Raw genomic sequence first — 23,174 nt, forward strand, 5'->3', positions numbered from 1 at the left:
TTTACCAATAAACATCTGTAACGTTTATTAGTTTGATAGCTAAAGCGTCACCATTATTCAATATTCCTTAACCGAAACCACATCAACCTGTACTAATCATTACATTTGCTGCATGTTTACAGGTATTATTGAAACCTTGGGTAAAGTTACTTCTTTAAGACACGAACAGGGAAATTTACATATCACCGTGTCGTCGGCTATTTCAAATGAATTGAAGATCGATCAGTCGGTTGCGCACAATGGCGTTTGCCTTACAGTTGTAAATGTAACTGATGATACTCACACGGTAACCGCTATTGAAGAAACGCTGAACAAAACAAATTTAAGTGAACTCAAAGAAGGCGATCTTATCAACTTGGAGCGCTGTATGCAGATGAAAGGCCGTCTCGACGGTCATATCGTGCAAGGCCATGTAGATCAGACGGCCGTTTGTACCGACTTTAAAGAGCTTGACGGCAGTTGGGAGTATACTTTTGAGTATGACGCGTCTTTTGGTAATGTAACCGTTGAAAAAGGGTCTATTTGCGTGAATGGCATCAGCCTTACGGTGGTTAATTCAAAACCTAACGCCTTTTCAGTAGCCATAATACCTTATACTTTTGAGCATACTAATTTGCAGAACGTCGGAAAAGGCTCAACCGTAAATCTTGAGTTTGACATTATAGGCAAATATGTTGCACGGCTGATGCAGCGATAAACTGATGAACAGCCAGTTCGGTTCTATTGCAGCATACCTTGGGCAGGACATTGTGAATGCAATACCGGTTTCAGGCGGTGATATTAACAGGGCTTACTGTTTACATACGGCTACAGGTAAATACTTTCTGAAGACAAACAGCAATAGCCGCTTTCCAGGTATGTTTCACGCCGAAGCAAATGGGCTTGAACTGATACATCAAAGCAACACCATAGCTGTACCCAAAGTTATTTTGCAAGGCGACCATAACGACGAGAGCTTTTTATTGCTGGAATGGTTAGACACCAAGCGACCAGGAGCAGAAGACGCACGTCAACTTGGGCTTCAACTTGCGGCCATGCATAAGTCTACAGCACTTAAATTTGGTTTAGATAGCGATAATTATATGGGCTCTTTAGCTCAACGTAATGATCGGCACAGTACCTGGGCTAAATTTTTCGTTACCCAGCGCCTTCAGCCGATGGTAAAAATGGCGGTTGACAAAGCCAGACTTAACATCGCCGATGCTTCAAAGTTTGAAGCGCTTTATAAAATGTTACCCGGTATGTTTGATGAGGAACCACCGGCTCTTATTCATGGCGACTTGTGGGGAGGCAATTATCTTATCGGTTCAGATGGCAGGCCATACCTCATTGATCCGGCTGTAAGCTACGGCCATCGCGAGTTTGATATTGCCATGACGACGCTTTTTGGTAGTTTCAATAATGAGTTTTATGTAGCTTATAACGAAGCTTTTCCTTTAGCTAAAGGTTGGCAGCAACGGCTCGATTTGTGGAACCTTTATCCGCTGCTAGTACATGTAAACTTATTTGGCGGCGGATATGCAGGGCAAGTAAGGGATTGTTTAAAAAATATATTTAGTTAGTCTATTCCATCATCTTGTAATCCAAATCGGTAAGGTCTTTCACTGAACCGAAGCCAATAACATCTTTAATCACCTTGCCATCGGTCAGTTCAACGGCACGAACCAATTTTTCTGAACCGAACTTGTTTTTGATGGCGTGCATGGTTTTCAGCGCGGTTTCTTTTCGGTCCATATCTTCAAACAAGCTGTATAGGGTATCGCCATTAGTAACAAAGTTGGTTACCGCGACACGCATTTGCGTAACCTGGGTGTTCAGCACGGGCCCGCAACCTGTTTTCTCCCTGAACTTATCAATCCGCAGGCGTATCATACGCATCAGGCTAACAGCGTCCTGTACCGGGGTACTGATTGTAAACGCGTCGTCCCAGCGGGTTCCATCCTCGTAAACAGCCGTAAAGCCTATGGATTTAGAATAGAATTTATGGTGTACCATGCGCCTCTCAAGCGTGAGGCAAAGCGTCATAAACAACTGGTCGATATACTCGATGTTTTTTCTCTTTTCTGCCGATATCTGCCTCATGGCCTGCATGCCACGGTAATCATGCGACATGATATTCGTCTCCATAAAATTGAGCCGGTAATGCCAGTATATACCTTCGATACTTTTAAATATCGCCTTGAGGCGTTGAGGCGTAGCATAGCGCATTTCCAGCGGACTTTTAATGCCGTTTCGCTCCAGCCTGTACGACATGTTGTAGCCTATGCCCGGCAAATCGCCCAATTTTAACGGACGCAGTATATCGTCAATATTCTGAGGCGTTATTATTACCAGCCCGCCGCGCTTTTTACCTTGTACCGATGCCAGTTTGGCCAGGAAGGCATTTGGTGCAATACCGATAGAACAGGTTAGCCAGTCGCCCACCTTTTCCAGTATATCGCGCTGAATATTCCGGGCTATATCGAAAGGGGTAGTGCCTTCATAATTTGTAAGGTTTACTATAGCCTCATCAATACTTTTGGGCACCACATCATTACAATACTGCCTTATCACCTGGATGATCTTTTTATGAAATTCTCGGTAACGGGTAGGGTTGCTTTCAACCGGGACAAAATCGGGGCATTTTGCCATTACATCGTTTAAACGCATGCCTGCTTTAATGCCAAGCTCTTTAGCCTCGGTTGATAGTGAAATTACACACCCATATTTGCCCGTATATACACAAACGCCCACAGGACGGTTACGCAACCAGTAATTCACCTGCTGCTCACACCGCGCAAAAAAGCTGTTCATATCAACAAACAATACGCGCGGTTCGGTACGTATTTCTGTTGAGTTTTGATTCATAGAAGTAAAATTGCTAAATATATTAGCAATAACCAAGGATTTTTATTAACTAAAAATAGGTAAGGATTTTAAGCGCTGTACAGGAATTTAATCTTCACACCATCCAAAGCACCAAATTTTGCTGTAACCGTGTTAACCTGCATCTGCCTGACGGATAATGTAACCGCACATTGATTATCAAATTCCTGTTTTATTACGTTCAGATTTTCATCTTTGATAATACGCATTATCTCGTTCATTTGCAGGTAATCAAATTCAATTTGATAAATGTCATTGACCGTTTTTGAGATAACATTAGCGTTTTTAACCGCTTCGTTTGCAGCCGTTTTATAAGCATTGATCAACCCGGGTACGCCAAGTAATGTTCCGCCAAAGTAGCGTACAACCACAATAAATACATTGGTAATGTTATGCGACAGCATGGTGTTAAGTATTGGTCTGCCCGCTGTTCCCGATGGTTCACCGTCATCATTTATGCGGAATACAGAACGGTCGGGAGTAAGGCGCATGGCCCAGCAGTGGTGCCTGGCTTTAGGGTGCTCAGTTTTAACCTGCTGCAATAAAGTTTTTACTTCGCTATCGGTAGTAATGGGATAGGCATACGCTATAAATTTGCTGCCGCGATCAGTAAACAGTCCTTCGGCCGGTTTATCAATGGTATTGTAGGTATCGTCAAACAGCATGGTACTATAGGGCGGTATTATGTTGAAGGATTTTTAGTTTATCGGCACCAAAATTTTCTTCGGCCAACAGCGTGCCCGAAATTTCAGGCGCTTTTATTCCTGCAAGCAAATCACCGCTTCCTGTAAAAATGCGTGCTTCATCCCACAATCCGGCTTCAATGAATGAATTAAGCGTATATACACCACCCTCAATAATCACCGACTGGATATCCTGCATGTACAATTGGTACATGATGTATTGCGGCACAAAGCGGTCGAAGTCCTCAAGGGCGATGTATTTTATTTTACCGTCAATATCAGTTTTTAGTTCATTAAATATCAGCGTTTCAATACTTTGATCGAAAATATTAAAGTTGTTATCAAGTTCAAGCCGACGATCGATAACCACCCGCTTTGGCGACTTGCCAGCCCAATAGCGTGTGTTTAACTGCGGGTTATCAATGGCAACTGTGTTTTTGCCAACCAGTATGGCATCTTCTTCGCTGCGCCATTTATGCACCAGTTTACGGGCTTCAGTACCAGTTATCCAGTACTGGCATTTATCGGCAGGAGCAAAAAAGCCGTCCTGTGTTTGCGCCCATTTTAAAATGATATATGGCCGGTGCTTTTGAACGCGGGTAAAAAAACGCCTGTTCAATTCACGGCATTCGTTTTCTAATACACCGGTAGCAACCTCAACGCCGGCTTCTATAAGTTTTTCAATGCCTTTGCCATCAACCTGCGGAAACGGGTCGCGGCAGCCAACAACCACCTGTGGTATGTGGTGCTTAATTATGAGATTGGCACAGGGAGGCGTTTTGCCATAATGCGCGCAGGGCTCGAGCGATACATATAATGTAGCCTGGGCAAGCAATTCGGCATGATTAGGGTATTTGGCAATCACCGCGTTTATGGCGTTAACCTCTGCATGTGCTTCGCCATATTTGCCGTGATAACCTTCGCCAATAATCTTATTTTCGTGGACAATTACACAGCCAACCATAGGATTGGGGCTAACATTGCCCGCGCCTGAAGCGGCCAGTTGCAGGCAGCGCTGCATATATATTTCGTGCGAAGGCATGGCACAAAAGTAGCTTTTATGTTACTTTGTTGCATGAAAACTGTGAAGGATGCTTTCAATATATTCCGTTTAGAGCTTGCCAACCTATACGCGCCTACTGAAATTGAGGCGCTTACCCTTTTGATATTAACAGATATTACCGGTTTCTCAAGGGCTACTGTTAAGGCGTTTCCTGAACAAGAGCTTATGGATACACAATCAGGAAAACTATCTGCCATCCTCACAGAACTTAAAACCGGCAGACCATTACAGTATATTACCGGTGAAACTGAATTTTATGGATTGCCATTTAAAGTCAATTCTTCGGTACTAATACCCCGCCCTGAAACTGAGGAACTGGTAGAGTGGGTGATTTCGGTAGTAGTTGGAGCATGGCGGAAGGCGGATGGTGTAAACGCTAAGCACCCTGCACCAAGTGCCTCGCCATTAACCATCCTTGACATCGGCACCGGTAGCGGTTGTATTGCTATCAGTTTGAAAAAAAATCTGCCTGACGCTTCGGTAAGTGCTATAGATATTTCTCCCGAGGCGTTAAAAACAGCCAAAGTAAACGCTGAACTCAACAAAACTGAGGTTAACTTTATTGAAGCTGATATATTAAATGCGGCAAACAACAAATCTCTACTTTCTGATCGCTACTCACTAATCATCTCCAACCCGCCATACGTCACCCCGGCCGATAAGGAGTTGATGCATACCAACGTAACCGATTTTGAGCCACACACAGCTTTGTTTGTGCCGCAGGATGACCCGTTACTATTCTACAAAGCCATTGCCAATTATGCACTTAAAACGCTAATGCCAAGCGGACTATTATTCTTCGAAATAAATGAAAGCTACGGTAAACAAACAGTTGATATGCTGACTGATAAGGGGTTTAAAAACATCGAGTTAAGACAGGATATGAAAGGGAGGGATAGAATGGTGAAAGCAAGTGTCTGAACCAGAATTTTGTGAATTAAGGAATTATCAGAATTTCCCTTAACGCAATCTAAATTCTGATAATTCCTTAATTCCTAAAATTCGAGTCCTAATTACGCGGGTGATATTGAATAATCGTGCTCTTTAAATACTCCCTGTCAAGGTGCGTATAAATTTCGGTAGTGGTGATGCTTTCATGCCCCAGCATTTCCTGTACGGCGCGCAGGTCGGCGCCGCCTTCAACCAGGTGAGTGGCAAACGAATGTCTCAGTGTATGCGGACTAATTGATTTCCTTATACCTGCCAGCTGCGCCAGCTCTTTCAGCATTAAAAAAATATATACCCGTGTAAGCCGTTTGCCTCTCCGGTTCAGAAACACAATGTCTTCTTCACCTTTTTGAACAGGCACATGTACACGTGCCTCGTTTATCCAAATTTTAAGCGCCTTTATTGCAGCTTCTCCTATGGGTACCAGTCGCTCCTTGTTTCCCTTGCCGGTTACCTTTATAAATTCAATATCAAGGTAAAGGTTAGATAACTTTAGTTCAGTTAACTCGCTCACCCTAAGTCCACTACCATATAAAACTTCAAGTATCGCCTTATTTCGAGGGCCTTCAGGTTTTGAAAGGTCGATGGCGGCAATTATGGCGTTTATCTCATCATAACTCAGCGTGTCGGGCAGCTTACGCTGTATTTTCGGTGCTTCCAATAGTTCAGATGGATCGGCCTTTATCAGGTCTTCCATCAGCATGTATTTGTAAAAGGCTTTAATGCCCGACAGGATGCGCGCCTGTGATGAGGGTATCATGCCCAGCTCGTTTATCCAGATAATAAAACGGCGTAGGTCTGCTAACTTGATGCCTTCCGGAGAAAGCTTATTTATTTCACTGTCAGCAAATTGTGCAAGTTTATCTATGTCTCTTGTGTATGCCTCAATTGAGTTACCCGAAAGCGAGCGCTCAAGCTTGAGATAGTTTTGAAAACCTTTTATTGCAGCCTGCCAGTTCAATTTGATTTTGCTTTTGCTATTTTATAATTAAGTTTGGGCAAATGAATATACTCATTATCAACGGCCCTAATTTAAACCTGCTTGGTGTTCGCGAAAAATCTGTTTACGGCGACACCAGCTTTGAAGCTTATCTTGAGCAATTGCGTTCGCGTTACCCAAACATCGCATTCAGTTACTACCAAAGTAATGTTGAGGGCGAAATTATAAATAAACTGCATGAAGTTGGCTTTAGTTATGATGGCATTGTAATGAATGCCGGCGCTTACACTCATACGTCCATAGCTATTGCCGACGCTATTGCCGCTATCAACACCCCGGTTGTTGAAGTACACATAAGCAATGTGTACAAGCGTGAAGAATACCGCCAGACATCATTAATGGCCAAAAACTGTAAGGGGGTTATTGCCGGTTTCGGGATGGAATCGTACAGATTGGCGGTGGAAAGTTTTGTTTGATAATTATTCTCAAAATGTCATGCTGAACTTGTTTCAGCATCTCTCTTGCTATCTTACTCAGTTCTGAGAGATCCCGAAACAAGTTCGGGATGACAAATAATTATTCTTTACTCAAAGCAACCTTTATCCAAATCAGAAAATTTTCTCTTTTTCCTAACAAAAAATTCCGCCACTAAACTGCCTTTGTACATGCCGGTTAATGCACGTGGTGCTTTCGGCCGGTCTTCTTTTTTAAAGATGTGACGTACAAAATTCTGATGCGCTTTGCTTACTGCCCAGGCATCCTTGCGTTTACCTTCGCTTAAAAACCGGAAAATGGCCAACAGATCGAGCCAGAAACGCGTGCCGATTACAAATGAAGCACGTCCCTTAGGCAGGTTCTTTTTCAGCAGAAGCAGGTTGTTGCGGAAATTCAGGTATGTTTTAAACGGATTTTCGGTATTGAGCGTACCGCCGCCCACGTGATAAACTACCGACTGCGCGCAATACATTATCTTGTAGCCCATGTTCTTCAAACGCCAGCACAGGTCAATTTCTTCCATATGGGCAAAAAAACGCTCATCAAAACCGCCTGCTTCGTCCCAGCATTTCTTCTTTATAAACAGCGCGGCACCTGTAGCCCAAAACACTTCGTCTGAAACATCGTACTGGCCTTTATCTTCTTCAATTTCATAGAACATTCGCCCACGGCAAAATGGATAACCAAAACTATCGATAAAGCCGCCTGCAGCCCCGGCATGTTCAAACATGCTTTTATTTGCGTATGATAATATTTTCGGAGCAGCCGCGGCAATGTTGTCATCGCTTTCCATCATCGAGATCACCGGCTCTATCCAGCGGGGCTGTACTTCAATGTCTGAATTAAGCAGCACAAAATAGTCAGCGTCCACATGCTGTAAAACACGGTTATATCCACCGGTAAAGCCATAATTAGCGTCGTTTTGAATAACATTTATCTGTGGATACCGGCTTTTAACCCATTCAACTGAGCCATCTGTAGACGCGTTGTCGCCCAGCACGATCTCAATGTTTTGCCAGGTTGACGCCAATACGGAGGGAAGAAATTGCTGAAGGTGTTTTATGCCGTTCCAGTTTAATATTACTACGGCTACTTTAGGTGAAATACTCATTTAATTTTGTTCCCGGGACTTAAATTTCCACCTGCGGTGGCTCCACAACCAATATTGCGGCTCGTGCTTTATCATGCTCTCCAAATATTTTACATGCAGCTTAGTAATTTCATACTCAGCTGTTTGTTTGGGTTCTTCAGCGAGCGGCACAAATGTACATGTATAATAGCCTCTTTTTACGCGTTTAATATCGCAAAAAACAACAACTGCGTTGGTTAGTTTGGCAAGTTTTTCTATGCCTAAAAATACAGCGGTTGGTTGATTTAAAAACTCAGTAAAAAAATGCGCCTCGTGCTGCACCGGCGTTTGATCGGCTACCAGTACGCTCATGGTAAGCTCATTTTTAAGCTCAACCAGTTTGCGCAGGGTGTTTTTCATTGAAACCAGCGTAGCGCCAAAGCGGGAGCGTACTTTAATAAAAAAGTTATCAAATATTTCGCTGCTAAGCGGTTTGTACACAATAACCCGGTTCTTATTGGTATAAATACTAAAACCCAGCGCTCCCATTTCCCAGTTGCAGTAATGTCCTACAGCACCAATTATATTTCGACCTTCGCCAAAATATTTTTCAATGATCTCGATATTCGGAACCTGCATACGTTGGCGTAAACTTTTCTCGGATATAGTAATACCCTTAATAGTTTCAACTACCAGGTCGGCAAAATAACGAAAAAAGCGACGCTCAATAAGTTGCCTTTCTTCTGCGCCTTTTTCGGGGAAAGCATTTTTCAGATTGTCTTGCACAACCTTGCGCCGGTAACCAATAACATAGTACATCAGCACAAATAAAACATCGGCAATTAAATACAATAACCAAAAGGGTAACAGCGAGATAAGGTATAAAATACCTATCCCAACATATGAAAGCCCTTTGTTTATCATTATTTTCTGCGAAATTTGACCACAAACATAAAATATATGATCGATAAAGGCGCTGTGCTACCATTGTTTTATCTGCCACCGGCAGCTTACTTTACACAATTCAACACATTTAAGCCTGATGTTTATATTGAAAGGGAGGAACATTTCCCCAAGCAAACCTACCGCAACCGGGCCAATGTTTACTCGCCGGACGGTGTGTTGAGTCTGGTGGTACCTGTTATAAAAGGTTCAAAGAATCATACTAAGGTTAAGGATGTACGCATTAGTTACGATTTTAACTGGCAGCGCCTGCACTGGATGAGCCTGCAGGCCTGTTACCGCCGTTCAGCCTATTTTGAATATTACGAAGACTATTTCACTCCGTTTTATGAGGGTAAGTTTGAATATCTTTTTGATTACAATCAGCAATTGCTTGAGCTGATATTGAAGCTTCTCAAAATAAAAACGGAACTGAGATTTACTGAATCTTTTGAACCTGCGTACGCTGCGCCGGTTGCCGATTTCCGCGAAAGCATCCACCCAAAAAAGCCTGCAGTTGCAATATCAAAGACATACTACCAGGTATTTGAGGAAAGGCACGGCTTTTTGCCCGATTTAAGCATTGTCGATCTGTTGTTTAACCAGGGGCCGCAAGCACTGCAATATCTTTAACAGTTTAATAAATTATTTTCTATTTCATCAAACAATAGGCAAACCATGCTGTTGTAATAGTAAGAAACTAAAAATCCTACTATAACATCATGAACAACCTGCCTTTGGGAATCTATCTCGAAAATGAGAAAAGGTTCGAATTCGATTTTGTGAGGCATCTTCTAAAAATAAGTTATTACAAGGATGCCAAACCTGCCGGAACAATTGTGTCGCCATTCCGCATGATTAAGGCTGACGGCAATCTTTATTTACTTATTCATAATTACGATAGGTTAGGCGAGCGCAGGATAATGGTTGAGCATATCGGCCTTGACGAACTTGTTATAAACCATGAGAATACCTCTTACAAACTGCAAAAAGTAGCTTAATAAAAGACATTGTGATTAATTGACCATTCCCACGGGGGCGATAGTAATATCGCCCTTTTTTGTTTCCTGCAGGCCGGAATTTTGCTTACATTAGTCGGATATGCAATCTTTTGAAATTGATAAAACAGACCTTCAACGCATAAAAGCTGCGCTTGAAAGGGATGACGCAGAATTGGAAACAATTTTGCAGGAATATCATGCTTCAGAAATTGCCATAATTTTCGAAAAACTTCCGCATGAAGCGAAAGAAAAGATCATCAGCATCCTGCCGGCCCAATTTGCCTCGGAAGTTATCTCCGAGATGGATGAAGAACATCACCCTGAAGAAATATTAATTAGCCTTGATCCTGAAAAACGCTCGGAAATTGTTGAAGAGCTGGATTACGACGTTGCTACCGATATTATTTCGCAGCTTGATGAAGAAGATCAGCAGGAGATACTTGAAGACCTGAATGAAGAGGATGCCACCCATATCCGTACGCTGCTAACCTACGATGAGGATACCGCAGGCGGACTGATGAATACTGATGTAATCAAGGTTAACGTTTGCCTGAACAAGAAAAACGCCCTTGATGAAGTTATCCGTCAATCTGAAGAAATGGAAGAGTTTTACACCATTTATGCGATTGATGATGAAGGGACTCTTCAGGGAATAGTATCTGTAAAAAGCATTATAAAAGCCCGTGCCGACGCTAAAATAAAAGACCTGCTGGTTAATGAGTTTGTTTATGTAGAGGCGCATGTTGATCAGGAAGAAGTTGCCAGACTGATATCGCAATATAACTTAACGAGTATCCCTGTTGTTGATGCCGACATGAAGTTGCTTGGCCGCATTACTGTTGATGATATTATTGACGTAATGGAAGAAGAGAACACTGAGGACATCTTAAAGATCTCAGGTGTATCTGAAGACGAGGAACTTGCCGGTAGCTGGCAGGACGCGGTGAAAAGCCGTTTACCCTGGCTTATTGTAAACCTTGGTACAGCATTTTTAGCCGCATCGGTCATACGTAGTTTTGACGATACAGCTAAAAAACTGCCCATTGTTGCCGCCTACATTGTAATTATTGCAAGTATGGGTGGCAACGCAGCCACACAGGCATTGGCGGTAACAGTAAGGCGTATATCACTTAGCGATTTGAGCGACAGGCAAGCATACGTTACTGTATTAAAAGAATTTTTGGTGGGCATGATAAATGGCGCTACCAACGGCGTAATAGTGTTCGCGGTAGCTTATTTTTATGATGCTAACCCGATGCTGGGTTTGGTGATGTTTCTGGCGATGACGGGTAACCTGATAATTGCTGGTTTAACAGGAGCAACTATACCGCTGATATTGAAAAGGGTAGGGATCGACCCTGCGGTGGCATCATCAATAATTATTACGACATTTACCGATTGTATAGGCTTTTTGCTGCCGCTTTGGTTGGCATCTAAGCTTTTATTATAAATTTGCACGCTTCAAACCATTTGAAAAGATATGACAGAGGTACGGAACAACTGGACAATAGAAGAAATAGCTGAAATATACCACTCGCCTTTATTAGATCTTGTTTACCGCGCGGCTACCATTCACCGCGAGAATAAAGACTATGCCGAGGTGCAAATAAGTTCGTTAATATCAATAAAAACAGGCGGCTGCCCTGAAGATTGCGCATATTGCCCTCAGGCCGCCCGTTATAATACAGGGGTTGACGTACATGCCCTGATGCCTTTACACGAGGTAGTAATGGCCGCTCAAAGAGCCAAAGACGGCGGCGCTTCCCGTTTATGCATGGGTGCGGCCTGGCGGGAAGTACGCGATAACCGCGACTTTGATAAGGTGCTTGAAATGGTGAAGGCCGTAAACTCTATGGACATGGAGGTTTGCTGTACCCTTGGTATGCTTACCGAAAACCAGGCACAACGCCTTGCTGATGCAGGCTTATATGCCTACAACCACAATCTTGATACATCTGAAGACGACTATAAACGTATCATTACTACCCGTACTTACGACGACCGCCTGAAAACCCTTGAGCATGCCCGCAAAGCAAAACTTACCGTTTGCAGCGGCGGCATCATCGGCTTGGGTGAAACTGAAGAAGACCGTATTTCGATGCTGAAAACGCTATCAAACCTGCCTAAACATCCAGAATCGGTGCCGATTAATGCACTGGTTCCGGTTAAAGGAACGCCATTGGCTGACCAGCCGCGTGTTTCTGTTTGGGAAATGGTGCGCATGATAGCTACCGCGCGCATCATTATGCCGAGAACGGTTGTACGCCTATCAGCCGGTCGTACCGAAATGACCACACTTGAACAGGCTTTCTGCTTTATGGCCGGCGCAAACTCCATATTTGCCGGTGATAAATTATTGACCACACCAAACCCTGCTTTCAGCGATGATATGGCCATGTTTGAATTGCTTGGCCTAAAACCACGCGAAGCCTTTAAAAACGGCCGTCCTAATGAAGTGAAAGAAGTTAGGGAAATGAGTATTAATGAAGTGATTGGGTAATATCATTATTTAATGGAAGACGTTTTACTTGACGAAGTAAAAAGTAACAAGGCTGATAACTTTGCTAAAATATCTTTAATCGCAGGTTTACTATTATTTATATGCTTTCTCGCAAAAATAATTTTGAATTTGCATTCAGAGAAAGGTATAGGATTTATTTTTGATTGTTTGCTTTTGCTTTTCAGCTCAATTTCTTCGTTTACATCTTTCAAGAGACTTAGCAAAAGAAAAAGCCAGTATATCAAATGGTGGTCACATAAAATATTCTATAAATTGTTCGACAACAACATTCCAAAGGAAATTAATGTAAGCGATATTACATCTATTTCGGTAGGCATGGATCTAATAGAAATTTATACATTCAGCAATATCACCTATAATCTTAATATTATAGATTTCACAGATTATAATGTAAGGGCGCGTATCAAAGAAAATTTTGAAAACCTCGTTTTAAATAAACAAACAACTTCATAATTATATTACCAGTAAAGTAAAATCAACTACACAATATAATTACGGCTAAATTACTTTACTGAATATGCTTATATCCAACTTCGAACCTACCAAAAAGCTGCTTCACGATTCTAATTTTTATTATATCATCTGTACTGACAACGAAGGAAAATATAGCTATATAAATAATAATTACGCCAATAGCTTTAAATACATACATGAAAACTTGGTAGGCCAGCCTTTTTATATCACCATGCATCCGGACGATATAAAGGTTTGTGAAGAAGTTGGCGGCAAATGCTTTGCTGAACCGGGCAAGCTTTTTCCGGCCACTATACGCAAGCATAACGGACAGGGCGGATATGTTGTTACCCAGTGGGAGTTTACTTTAATGGTAGAAGATGGCGTGCCGCAAGGAATCTTTTGCCTGGGTTATGATATCACCGAATATGAAAGTGTTAAAAACGAGGTACAGAATATTAATAAAGACCTTGAGAACAAACAGGTATTGCTTGAAACAATAGCCTACGAACAATCACATATTGTACGTGCACCATTAGCTAATATAATGGGACTGGTAGGCATTTTAAAAAAATTGAATCTTGGTGCAAGCGAAGCAGCCATATGCGCTATGTTGGAAGAAAGCAGCAACCGGCTGGATGAAGCGATTAAAAATATCATCATAAAAGCAGATACTTCAGAATAAACTAAATAGGAGTAAACTATTTCGATCAAATCTTATAAATACTAAAAATATTAGTATTTTTGATTTGAGATGAATGTTGACAGGATAACCGAAAAGCTTAATATATTGGCCGATGCGGCCAAATATGATGTATCATGCGCGTCGAGCGGGAGCAAGCGGAAGAATGAGAATAAGGGTTTAGGCAATGCCAGTAATGGCATTTGCCACTCATATACCGAAGACGGCCGATGCGTGTCGTTGCTGAAGATACTGCTTACCAATCATTGTATTTATGATTGCGCTTACTGTGTATCCCGCAAAAGTAACGACATTAAACGCGCTGCTTTCACCGTTCAGGAGGTTGTCGACCTGACCATTAATTTTTATCGCCGAAACTATATCGAGGGCTTATTTTTAAGTTCAGGCATTTTTAAAAATGCCGATTATACCATGGAGCGGCTTGTGCTGGTGGCAAAAAAACTGCGCACCGAACATAACTTTAACGGTTATATCCACCTGAAATCCATTCCCGGTGCCAGTGATGAACTAATGCGCGAGGCCGGCCTGTATGCCGACCGCCTAAGTGTAAATCTTGAAATGCCGACTGAAGAAGGTCTGAAACTCCTCGCGCCGGATAAAAACCGTCAGGACATGATACAGCCGATGGGTTTCCTGAAGAATGAGATCATCCAGCGGACAGAAGAAAAAAAGATATTCAAAAAAGCGCCGATGTTCGCGCCGGCAGGGCAGAGTACACAAATGATCATCGGTGCCACACCCGAGAATGACAACCAGATACTGCAATCGGCTAATTACTTTTATAAGAATTTTCGGCTGAGGCGGGTTTATTATTCGGGCTATGTACCGGTACTTACCGATAGCCGCCTGCCTGCATTAAATACCGCCGTGCCAATGGTACGGGAGAACCGCCTATATCAGGCCGACTGGCTGATGCGTTTTTACGGGTTTACGGTAAACGAGATCGTCAATCAAAACCAGCCGCACCTTGATCTGGATATCGACCCAAAACTAAGCTGGGCCATACGTAACCTGCATATATTTCCGCTGGACATAAATAAGGCCGATTTGCAACTGATATTGCGTGTGCCCGGGATAGGGTTGCAGTCGGCACAAAAAATTGTGAGCGCACGTATGTTTGGTAAACTTGGTTGGGATCAGCTAAAAAAAATAGGCGTAGCTATCAACCGGGCACGGTATTTTATTTTTTGCAACAGTCGCGATTATGAACGTCGCGACCTTACCGGCACAAAAATAAAGCAGTTTATACTGGCCGAATCAACAAGCAAGTATTTAAAGAATTCGACAACACAACTGAGTATCTTTTAATGACAACCCTGATTTACGACGGCACGTTTGAAGGTTTGCTTACGGCCGTTTTCGAAATTTATGAGCATAAACTGCAGCATGTGCGCCTGAAGAAAGGTGAATGGAATACCACCGCTTTGTTTGAAAATGTAATGCAGGTTGTTACTGATGAAGGCCGTGCTGTAAGAGTATTAAAAGGCTTGCATAAAAAGCTGTCGGCGGCCGGAATACAGCGATTATACATTGCACATACCGGCGACATGGAAGGAGAGGAGAACACGCTGATAGGCTATATACGTTATGTGTTTGATTCGTCGCAAAATATTGAGGAAGATTATGGCAACAGGTATGTTATGCGCGTATCAGAAATTGTGCGCTCGTTGCGGCGCGAAAAGCACAGGATGGAAGCATTTGTGCGTTTTCAAAAACTGAAAGATGGTGTTTTCTATTCGGCTATTGAGCCCGATTTTAACGTATTGCCATTGCTTGTGCGGCATTTTAAAAACCGCTATGCCGATCAGAAATGGATAATTTATGATATCAGGCGTCAATATGGTATCTATTACGATCTGCACGATACGCAATTCATTTCTATTGATTTTAATGACAATAACCAGGCAGTTAATACTATAGCCTCATATACAGAGGATGAGGGCTTATATCAGCATCTTTGGAAAAATTATTTTCACAGCGTAAACATTCCTTCGCGCAAAAACACCAAGCTGCATTTACGCCATATACCGCGAAGGTACTGGAAACATCTGCCTGAAAAATTCTGATTTCAGTAGTTTTAAAAAGCGCAGCAATTTATTTATTCCATCAAAATTGTGTATAAGCCGAATGTTAATGATTATGTGTTTGTAGCGTAAGTAATTATAAATCAATGTCTATTAATGTTAATGAAATTGTGCATAACCTGTTAACAAAAAATTTCAGAAAACACTTGACAAGTGTGCCTCAACGAGCTACCTTAGTATTATCAAGAACGACGTACTTTGACAGCCCTACAAGTAAAAGAAATTGAATCGGGCGAACCTTCGGGGGAGCTAAAGATCAAGGGAAGTGCTTGAACTACATAGAAAAAGAGAATTTACGAAAGTTAATTCGAACAAGAAACGTAGTTAACGGGGTATTGCAGAAATTGCGGAACTCTACGGAGTAAAAGCAACAAGAAGCAATAGTCATTGGCATGATCAGCCGGACACCCGCGAGGGTGACAGGATTGAAGAGCCTGACGGGTTCAACAGTACACAAAACTTGATGCTCTATACCGGCTACGGCCGTGTAAGGGGTTAGAAACGGAAGTCCGATCGCAAGAGGTGGCTTCCGTTTTGCATTTTAGGCCTGCCTCACCCCAACCCCTCTCCAAGGGAGAGGGGCTTAACAGGAAATATCTATTATCATAGAAGTTAATTCTAATTGTCATTTCGACGAGGAACGAGGAGAAATCTTCTTCGATATGCACATGCAAACATCGATTTCAGAAGATTTCTCCTTACAGTCGAAATGACATAGTTTTTAATTACTAAACTTCGACAAGGAACGGGGAGAAATCATGCCGCTTTCAAGAAGATTTCTCCTTACAGTCGAAATGACATAGTTTTTAATAATTAGGCGAATTAACTTCGACAAGGAACGGCGAGAAATCATGCCGCTTTCAAGAAGATTTCTCCTTACAGTCGAAATGACATAGTTTTTAATAATTAGGCGAATTAACTTCGACAAGGAACGGGGAGAAATCATGCCGCTTTCAAGAAGATTTCTCCTTACAGTCGAAATGACATAGTTTTTAATAATTAGGCGAATTAACTTCGACAAGGAACGGGGAGAAATCACTCCGCTTCAAAGATTTCTCCTTATAGTCGAAATGACATATACTACTCACTATTAACTACTCACCACTCACTAATGCACTAATTTTACTAATTTAGCCATGTATGAAGGATGGCAGGAATAAGACTACGGCTAAAAAGATATTTGTTCTGGATACTTCGGTTATTTTGTACGACCATAACGCATTCGAGAATTTTCAGGAGCATGACGTGGCAATACCCGTTCAGGTACTTGAAGAGCTGGATAATAAGAAGTCGGGGAACGATACCCGCAACTTTGAAGCGCGAAGCTTTTTACGCCTGATAGACGATATCAGCAAAAACAACCTGCTTAACCAGTGGACACCGTTAAACGGAAACAGCCGGGGGAGCTTCAGGGTGATAATGGACAATAAATCGTCTACCGATGCCGAAAAGGTATTCGGATCAGACAAAACCGACCACCGTATACTTAACTCCGCCCTAAGCATCCAGGAAGAGCATCCTGATAAAAAGGTGATCCTGGTATCAAAAGATATCTGCCTCAGGCTGAAAGCGAAATCGCTTAACATAAATGCGGAAGACTACGAAACAGGTAAGGTTAAAAATGTTGATGAGCTGTACACCGGCGTTACATCAGTTGATAAAATAACCGAAAAGTCGTTATCGCAGTTAAACAAAAACAATGTTCTTTCTGCCAATCAGTTAAACGTTCAAGCTTATCCCGGTAATCATTTTTACATTCTTAACAGCAAAAAAACGTCAGTACCGGTATTTTATAACGCCCAGTTGGGACAGTTTGAAAAAGTAACAGAGCAGCCGGCGTTAAACATTTTCCCACGCAATACCGAACAGGCCATGGCTATACATGCGCTGCTGCATCCGGATATAAAGCTGGTTAGCATACAAGGCAACGCAGGCACAGGTAAAACACTGCTGGCGCTTGCCAGCGCCCTTGAACAACGAAAGTTTTACAGGCAAATATTTGTTACCCGCCCAATTGTTCCGCTTAGTAATAAGGATATCGGCTTTTTGCCGGGAGATGTAAAATCAAAGGTTGACCCTTACATGGCGCCCATTTGGGATAACCTGAAGTTTATAAAAGACCAGTTTGCAGGCGATGAAAAGATGCAGGCCAAGCTTGAGGAACTGGTTAATAACGATAAAATATCCATATCGCCACTCGCTTTTATACGCGGACGTACGCTTAGCAAGATCTTTTTTATTGTTGACGAAGCGCAGAACCTTACGCCTCACGAAGTAAAAACCATCATTTCAAGAGCGGGAGAAAACAGCAAGTTTGTGTTCACCGGGGATATTTACCAGATTGATACCCCTTACATGGACGCGGAAAGTAACGGCTTATCATATCTGATTGATAAAGCAAAAAATCACCCATTGTATGCGCACATCACCCTGCAAAAAGGCGAACGCAGCGAACTGGCTAATTTAGCTACAGAATTGCTGTAGCAAACCCATCAGCCACACGGGCTATATCGTTGCTTATCTTGTTAATAAAGGCAAGCTGCTCTTTTAACAGATTGTCGTCGGCAGTAGCCTCAGGTCCGTTCGGGCCGAAATCTTCTGTTAACTGCTTATCTATCTTTAGTTCGGCAACCGGGCCGTGAAGCTTTTTATTGGTATCATTTAATACGGCTATACTTCTTTTTAACGAACGCAATGCCGAAGGTCTGGCCAGGCGGGGCGGCTTACCAACCATCCCGGCGGCTATCATAGCGATGTATGATGACAGGATATGGTTTAGCACCACCAGTTTGTGTATGTCCTTAATGCGTACCTGTTTGCTTTTTGGCTCGGATGTCATCCGTTGAAAGGCACCCGATAAGTTAGCCGAGTGTACGAATACATCCTTACGGGCAAGTTTAAATTCGGTAATATCTACTGATTTACCGGCGAGTGAATAACCTATCTTAACCAGGTAATTTACGTTAGCATGTATCACGTCGCGCAGGTTTTCGCGTATCTGCTCAAACTCCCACGATGGAAAGATAAAATAACTGGCTATAAAAGCTATAGATGAACCTATTATAGTATCAAGAATGCGTTCCTGCACAATGCCGTAACTGCTTATGCCCACAAACTTCAGCATGATAAGCACAAAGGGCGTCATAAACGTTACAGCGACAACATAGTTCAGCCTGATAAAGCTGTAGGTGCCCACCATAAAAACCAGCATAATTAAAAATAATGCTGTTGAATTTTTTACGAGTGCCAGTATCAGTACCCCAACAACTGCGCCTATTATTGTCCCTATTAAACGCTGATAATTCCGCTGTTTCGATAAACTGAAACCCGGCTTTAGTATCACGATAATGGTTAGCAATATCCAGTAGCTATGATGTCCGGTGGCTATAAATTTTGATACGATAAAACCTGTAAGACACACCAGCGACACCCGCAGCGCGTGCTTAAAGGCGCTTGAACTAAATGTGAGGTTATCAAAAAAGATGTGCGGCGCGTAATCCTGATGTGTTACAAATTTAGAGAATTCGATACGGCTGCTTTTTTCAAACAACAGCTTTGACGAACTTGAATTATAGTAATCGTAAATGTTATGTATCTTCTGGTTAAGGTCGCGCAGGTTGATCAATATCTTCTTTAACACAAGGTTACTTGCACCTTCCGGATTGGTACCGGCCTTGTCAATCTCAATCTTCAGGTGTTCAAGTTCCTTATTGAGATCATTTATGCGTTTATAACGAATATTTGACAGCACCATAAACCCGACGTTATCCAGTTCATCGGCCATTTTATGTAACAGCTTATTTATGTGCATCAGCACTTCGCTGTCTTTAAACGTCTCACGTATACGGCTGTAATCGTAATGTGTAGCCATTATCTGCTCAAACATATCCACCAGGTCGACAAACGTTAACACTAAAATACGGCTCGCGTTGGTTGACTCCTTAACGGTTATACGCGTTTTAAACAACATTTCGCGTACGGCATCCTGGTGCTGGCTTACCTGTACCTGTTGTGCTACAAGCCTGTGATAACTGTCATCGATATCCTTTGTTACATCATAAAAGTCGGCCTTAATGCGCAGGAACTTTGAGATGTCGGCAATGTTTTCGCCAAGCGTTTGCTGCGCGGCACGGTAGGGGCGTATCCTGAAGAATAGTAAGCTGAACAGCATATACCAAACCCCGCCGGCAAGCAATATGCCGCTAAATTTCAGTACCTCATCCGGCTGGGTATCCTTACCCATCATAAATACCATGGCAAGCAGGGAAGCCGTACCCACTGAGGCTGCGCGGTTGCCATAAACGGTAAGCAAGGAAAAGATAAACGAGAAAACGGTTATCTCAACACCAAGAATAAAAATGTTTAACCGGGCGAAACCCGTAATAAGCGCTACCAGAAAAACACATAAATTACCTATGGCCATGGCATTACGCTTATGCACTACAGGGCCGGGACTGTCAATTGCGCAGGTACACAATGCACCAAGGGAAAGGATGAAGCCAATATCAAACAACCCGAAGTGCGAGAGCACCAGAGAGGGGAGCAGCACACCTGTTGTAATGCGCAACCCATCGGTAAAATATTGGCTGTAAAAGAAGCTTTTTACCTCAAGCGGCGGATAATCAGTGAGTGTTTTGATCGAAAATATAGACACTTTACAAAAATAGCTTTTATAATGGCATTAGTTTGTCACAAAATTCGACATAAACTTGCCGAATTGGTAATTAATAAGCAGAAGTTGCATGATTTTGTTTAAATTCACCGCGATTTGAGCGTATAATTTAGTACGCCGGTTGCTCTTAATCTTATACATCATATGTCCGCATCGTTAAAGCTCAGCCAAAGAGAAACAACTTTTAACAACGAAGTTGTCGCCCGTTTTGAGTTGTATAACAGTTTGTTTCAAACACTTCCGTTTTATCAGGTAAAAGAGATAGGCATATTGCTGCCGTTCTTCAGCGCTCATTGCGAAAAGGGCGCCGCAAAGGAGCAATCTCCTACCGAAATTATTGAATCATTCTTTAAAAAACATGTACCGGATATCGACCACCAGGAACAGATAAACCGCATGTTCAGGTTTATTCAATATATCGAACGTCAGGTGGTTTTGTTTGATGCCATTGAAGATTCTTCATTCGGCAAGCTGAGCCGCGCCGATGTAGGTACCTTGCAAAGTTTACAGCAAACCGTTATAAACGAACAAACACGCAAAGACATCAGCGATAAGTTTAAAGATTTTTCGCTCCGGCTGGTGCTAACTGCTCACCCTACGCAGTTTTATCCGGGTACAGTATTGGGTATTATGACAGACCTTATTGAGGCGCTGAAGCATAACGACCTTACTTCGATTGACGAACTGCTGCAGCAATTAGGTAAAACGCCTTTCTTTAATAAGACTTCGCCAACACCGGTTGACGAGGCGGTGAGCCTGATTTGGTTTATGGAGAATATTTTTTACCATGCCATGTCGGGTATACAAACTACCCTTGAGGAAGAATACGATATCGATGCGTCGAACCAGATATTGGAGCTTGGTTTTTGGCCGGGCGGCGACCGTGACGGCAACCCCAACGTAACCACCGATACTACCAAGTCAGTTGCCAGTATTTTAAGGCAGATATTATTCAGGTGCTATTACCGTGATTTCAGGGTATTGAAACGCCGTATCACATTCAGGGGCTTTGGCAACACCATTGATAAGCTTGAAAAACTGCTTTATCAAAACGCTTTTAACCCGCAGCGCGAACCGCACGATGTACAGGAAGAGCTGTTAAGCCTGCTGCAATCAATACATAAAACATTAATAACCGATCACGACAGCCTGTTTGTCGATGTGGTGGAAGGCATGATCCGCAAGGTGCGTTTGTTCGGTTGCTACTTCGCTACGCTTGATATCCGGCAGGACAGCCGCATATTACGTAATGTATTTAAATATGCGTCCGAAAAAATATCCGAAGCAGGTATAAAGCCGGAATACTTCGAGTTTGACGAAGCAAAAAAGCTCAAGAACATCAAATTTAACGAGGCTGATTTCCTTTGCCCGGATGACGCCGACGAAATGACAAAGGATACGTTGAACACCATCCGCCTGGTGAAAAAGATTCAGCATGGCAACGGTGAAAAAGCCTGTCAGCGCTTTATTATAAGTAACTGTCAGCAGGCATCAGATATCCTTCAGCTTATCGATTTGTTTTTATGGAGCGGATGGGAAAAAGACCACCTGCCTATAGATTTTGTGCCGTTGTTTGAAACCGTGAACGACCTGCAGCATGCGGCCGGCGTAATGGAAAAACTTTACACGCATCCATTCTACAAAGAACACCTTAAACATCGCAACAACAAGCAAACCATCATGCTTGGCTTTAGCGATAGTACCAAAGACGGTGGTTACCTGATGGCCAACTGGTCGATATACAAAGGTAAAGTCGAGCTGACAGCTATGGCGCGTAAGTACAATATCGACCTGACATTTTTTGACGGCCGTGGCGGCCCGCCGGCACGTGGTGGTGGTAAAACACACCGTTTCTATTCATCAATGGGTAGTGAGATTGCCAACCGCCACATACAATTAACTATTCAGGGGCAAACTGTGAGTTCGCAATATGGCTCGGTTGAAACGGCAAGGTTCAATACCGAACAACTTATACACGCAGGTATTATATCAGCATTGCATCCTAATCAGCACGACTTGCTGGATGCAAAACATAAAAAACTGATAGGGGATATGGCGGGCGAAAGCCACCGCCTGTTCCTTGAACTGCGCGAAGATCCGTTGTTTGTAGAATATCTCGAGAAATTCAGTCCGCTTAAATTGCTTTCACGTGTTAACATAAGCAGCCGCCCAACCAAGCGTAATGCCGATGCTCCGTTGAAGCTTGAAGACCTGCGCGCCATCAGCTTTGTAACCTCATGGAGCCAATTAAAACAAAGTATTCCCGGCTTTTATGGTGTAGGCACAGCCTTGAAGAAAATGAAAGACGAAGGCAGCTGGGAGCAGGTGCGTGACTTGTACAAAGGCTCAGGCTTTTTCCGTACCATGCTGGATAATTGCATGATGTCGATGTCTAAATCAGATTTCAGGGTAACGGCTTATCTGCAGAATGATGAAAAATTCGGCGCGTTCTGGACAAAGCTGCACAACGAGTTTGAGCTGACTAAAGCCTTATTGCTTGATTTGACCGGCAGCGAAGTATTGATGCAGGAGTATCCTGTTGAACGCCGCTCAATAGCTGTTCGAGAAAAAATAGTACTGCCGCTGGTAATTATGCAGCACTATGCTTTACAAGAGCTGAATAAAAACAGTCATCCCGAATTAAGTGAAATTTACAATAAGCTTGTAGTGCGTACGGTGTATGGTATTGTGAATGCAGGCCGTAATCTGGCTTAATTTTTTACTTAATAGTAAAT

At 42.7% G+C, this 23,174-nt stretch carries 21 protein-coding genes; 14 read left to right on the plus strand and 7 right to left on the minus strand.

Translation table 11 applies throughout. The features are described from left to right. Positions 1-112: 112 nt before the first annotated feature. Complete coding sequence (locus tag EOD41_RS09150; protein ID WP_127704513.1) at positions 113-697, plus strand: riboflavin synthase; 585 nt, start codon at positions 113-115, stop codon at positions 695-697. Positions 698-701: 4 nt separating this feature from the next. Then, positions 702-1,562 carry a fructosamine kinase family protein gene (locus EOD41_RS09155; RefSeq protein ID WP_127704514.1) on the plus strand — a complete coding sequence of 287 codons (861 nt, stop codon included), beginning with the start codon at positions 702-704 and terminating at the stop codon, positions 1,560-1,562. A 1-nt stretch (position 1,563) separates the two neighbouring features. Here EOD41_RS09155 and EOD41_RS09160 read toward each other — a convergent pair whose 3' ends face one another. The 3 genes from EOD41_RS09160 to ribD form a co-directional block, all read right to left on the minus strand. Beyond that, positions 1,564-2,847 carry a DNA polymerase Y family protein gene (locus EOD41_RS09160; RefSeq protein ID WP_127704515.1) on the minus strand — a complete coding sequence of 428 codons (1,284 nt, stop codon included), beginning with the start codon at positions 2,845-2,847 and terminating at the stop codon, positions 1,564-1,566. Positions 2,848-2,915: 68 nt separating this feature from the next. After that, a complete protein-coding gene (locus tag EOD41_RS09165) occupies positions 2,916-3,530 on the minus strand; it encodes an IMPACT family protein (RefSeq protein WP_127704516.1) in 615 nt (204 codons plus the stop codon). A gap of 4 nt (positions 3,531-3,534) precedes the next feature. Beyond that, complete coding sequence (gene ribD / locus EOD41_RS09170) at positions 3,535-4,590, minus strand: bifunctional diaminohydroxyphosphoribosylaminopyrimidine deaminase/5-amino-6-(5-phosphoribosylamino)uracil reductase RibD (RefSeq protein WP_127704517.1); 1,056 nt, start codon at positions 4,588-4,590, stop codon at positions 3,535-3,537. Positions 4,591-4,623: 33 nt separating this feature from the next. On the opposite strand from ribD, the gene prmC reads away from it, so the two are divergent. Beyond that, positions 4,624-5,532: a peptide chain release factor N(5)-glutamine methyltransferase gene (prmC, locus tag EOD41_RS09175; protein WP_127704518.1), complete on the plus strand. Its 909-nt coding sequence runs from the start codon at positions 4,624-4,626 to the stop codon at positions 5,530-5,532. 88 nt (positions 5,533-5,620) lie between these two features. Here prmC and xerD read toward each other — a convergent pair whose 3' ends face one another. Next, positions 5,621-6,520, minus strand: a complete 900-nt coding sequence (xerD, locus tag EOD41_RS09180) for a site-specific tyrosine recombinase XerD (RefSeq protein ID WP_127704519.1) — start codon at positions 6,518-6,520, stop codon at positions 5,621-5,623. A 41-nt stretch (positions 6,521-6,561) separates the two neighbouring features. Here xerD and aroQ point away from each other — a divergent pair, with 41 nt between their 5' ends. Next, positions 6,562-6,975, plus strand: coding sequence for a type II 3-dehydroquinate dehydratase (gene aroQ, locus EOD41_RS09185; protein WP_127704520.1), 414 nt, complete (start codon positions 6,562-6,564; stop codon positions 6,973-6,975). A 107-nt stretch (positions 6,976-7,082) separates the two neighbouring features. On the opposite strand, the gene EOD41_RS09190 is transcribed toward aroQ, so the two are convergent. Both EOD41_RS09190 and EOD41_RS09195 read right to left on the minus strand, forming a co-directional pair. Beyond that, positions 7,083-8,105: a glycosyltransferase family 2 protein gene (locus tag EOD41_RS09190; RefSeq protein WP_127704521.1), complete on the minus strand. Its 1,023-nt coding sequence runs from the start codon at positions 8,103-8,105 to the stop codon at positions 7,083-7,085. After that, on the minus strand, positions 8,106-8,987 hold the full coding sequence (locus EOD41_RS09195) for a lysophospholipid acyltransferase family protein (RefSeq protein WP_127704522.1): 882 nt from the start codon (positions 8,985-8,987) through the stop codon (positions 8,106-8,108). Positions 8,988-9,023: 36 nt separating this feature from the next. Here EOD41_RS09195 and EOD41_RS09200 point away from each other — a divergent pair, with 36 nt between their 5' ends. The 9 genes from EOD41_RS09200 to EOD41_RS09240 all read left to right on the plus strand — a co-directional run bounded on the left by EOD41_RS09200 (position 9,024) and on the right by EOD41_RS09240 (position 18,251). Then, positions 9,024-9,638 carry a WbqC family protein gene (locus EOD41_RS09200; protein ID WP_127704523.1) on the plus strand — a complete coding sequence of 205 codons (615 nt, stop codon included), beginning with the start codon at positions 9,024-9,026 and terminating at the stop codon, positions 9,636-9,638. Between the two features lie 89 nt (positions 9,639-9,727). Beyond that, positions 9,728-10,006 (plus strand): hypothetical protein, encoded by a 279-nt coding sequence (locus EOD41_RS09205; protein ID WP_127704524.1) that lies wholly within the window; start codon positions 9,728-9,730, stop codon positions 10,004-10,006. A 100-nt stretch (positions 10,007-10,106) separates the two neighbouring features. Next, positions 10,107-11,456 (plus strand): magnesium transporter, encoded by a 1,350-nt coding sequence (mgtE, locus tag EOD41_RS09210; protein ID WP_127704525.1) that lies wholly within the window; start codon positions 10,107-10,109, stop codon positions 11,454-11,456. A gap of 30 nt (positions 11,457-11,486) precedes the next feature. After that, positions 11,487-12,506, plus strand: coding sequence for a biotin synthase BioB (gene bioB / locus EOD41_RS09215; protein ID WP_127704526.1), 1,020 nt, complete (start codon positions 11,487-11,489; stop codon positions 12,504-12,506). Between the two features lie 12 nt (positions 12,507-12,518). Continuing rightward, complete coding sequence (locus tag EOD41_RS09220) at positions 12,519-12,980, plus strand: hypothetical protein (RefSeq protein ID WP_127704527.1); 462 nt, start codon at positions 12,519-12,521, stop codon at positions 12,978-12,980. 64 nt (positions 12,981-13,044) lie between these two features. Next, on the plus strand, positions 13,045-13,665 hold the full coding sequence (locus tag EOD41_RS09225; protein WP_127704528.1) for a PAS domain-containing protein: 621 nt from the start codon (positions 13,045-13,047) through the stop codon (positions 13,663-13,665). 69 nt (positions 13,666-13,734) lie between these two features. Next, positions 13,735-14,991: a putative DNA modification/repair radical SAM protein gene (locus EOD41_RS09230; protein WP_127704529.1), complete on the plus strand. Its 1,257-nt coding sequence runs from the start codon at positions 13,735-13,737 to the stop codon at positions 14,989-14,991. Beyond that, positions 14,991-15,749, plus strand: coding sequence for a TIGR03915 family putative DNA repair protein (locus EOD41_RS09235; RefSeq protein ID WP_127704530.1), 759 nt, complete (start codon positions 14,991-14,993; stop codon positions 15,747-15,749). Before EOD41_RS09230 ends, EOD41_RS09235 begins: the two co-directional genes overlap by 1 nt. 1,158 nt (positions 15,750-16,907) lie before the next feature. Further along, positions 16,908-18,251 carry a PhoH family protein gene (locus EOD41_RS09240; RefSeq protein ID WP_127704531.1) on the plus strand — a complete coding sequence of 448 codons (1,344 nt, stop codon included), beginning with the start codon at positions 16,908-16,910 and terminating at the stop codon, positions 18,249-18,251. Here the strand turns inward: EOD41_RS09240 and EOD41_RS09245 are convergent. Beyond that, entirely contained in the window at positions 18,235-20,421 is a 2,187-nt protein-coding gene (locus tag EOD41_RS09245) for an FUSC family protein (RefSeq protein WP_240663304.1), read from the minus strand. The genes EOD41_RS09240 and EOD41_RS09245 overlap by 17 nt on opposite strands. Before the next feature lie 162 nt (positions 20,422-20,583). Here EOD41_RS09245 and EOD41_RS09250 point away from each other — a divergent pair, with 162 nt between their 5' ends. Then, entirely contained in the window at positions 20,584-23,154 is a 2,571-nt protein-coding gene (locus EOD41_RS09250; RefSeq protein WP_127704532.1) for a phosphoenolpyruvate carboxylase, read from the plus strand. Positions 23,155-23,174: the final 20 nt, after the last annotated feature.

Origin of the sequence: Mucilaginibacter limnophilus, from assembly GCF_004005815.1 — a bacterium.
GTDB classification, from domain to species: Bacteria; Bacteroidota; Bacteroidia; order Sphingobacteriales; family Sphingobacteriaceae; genus Mucilaginibacter; species Mucilaginibacter limnophilus.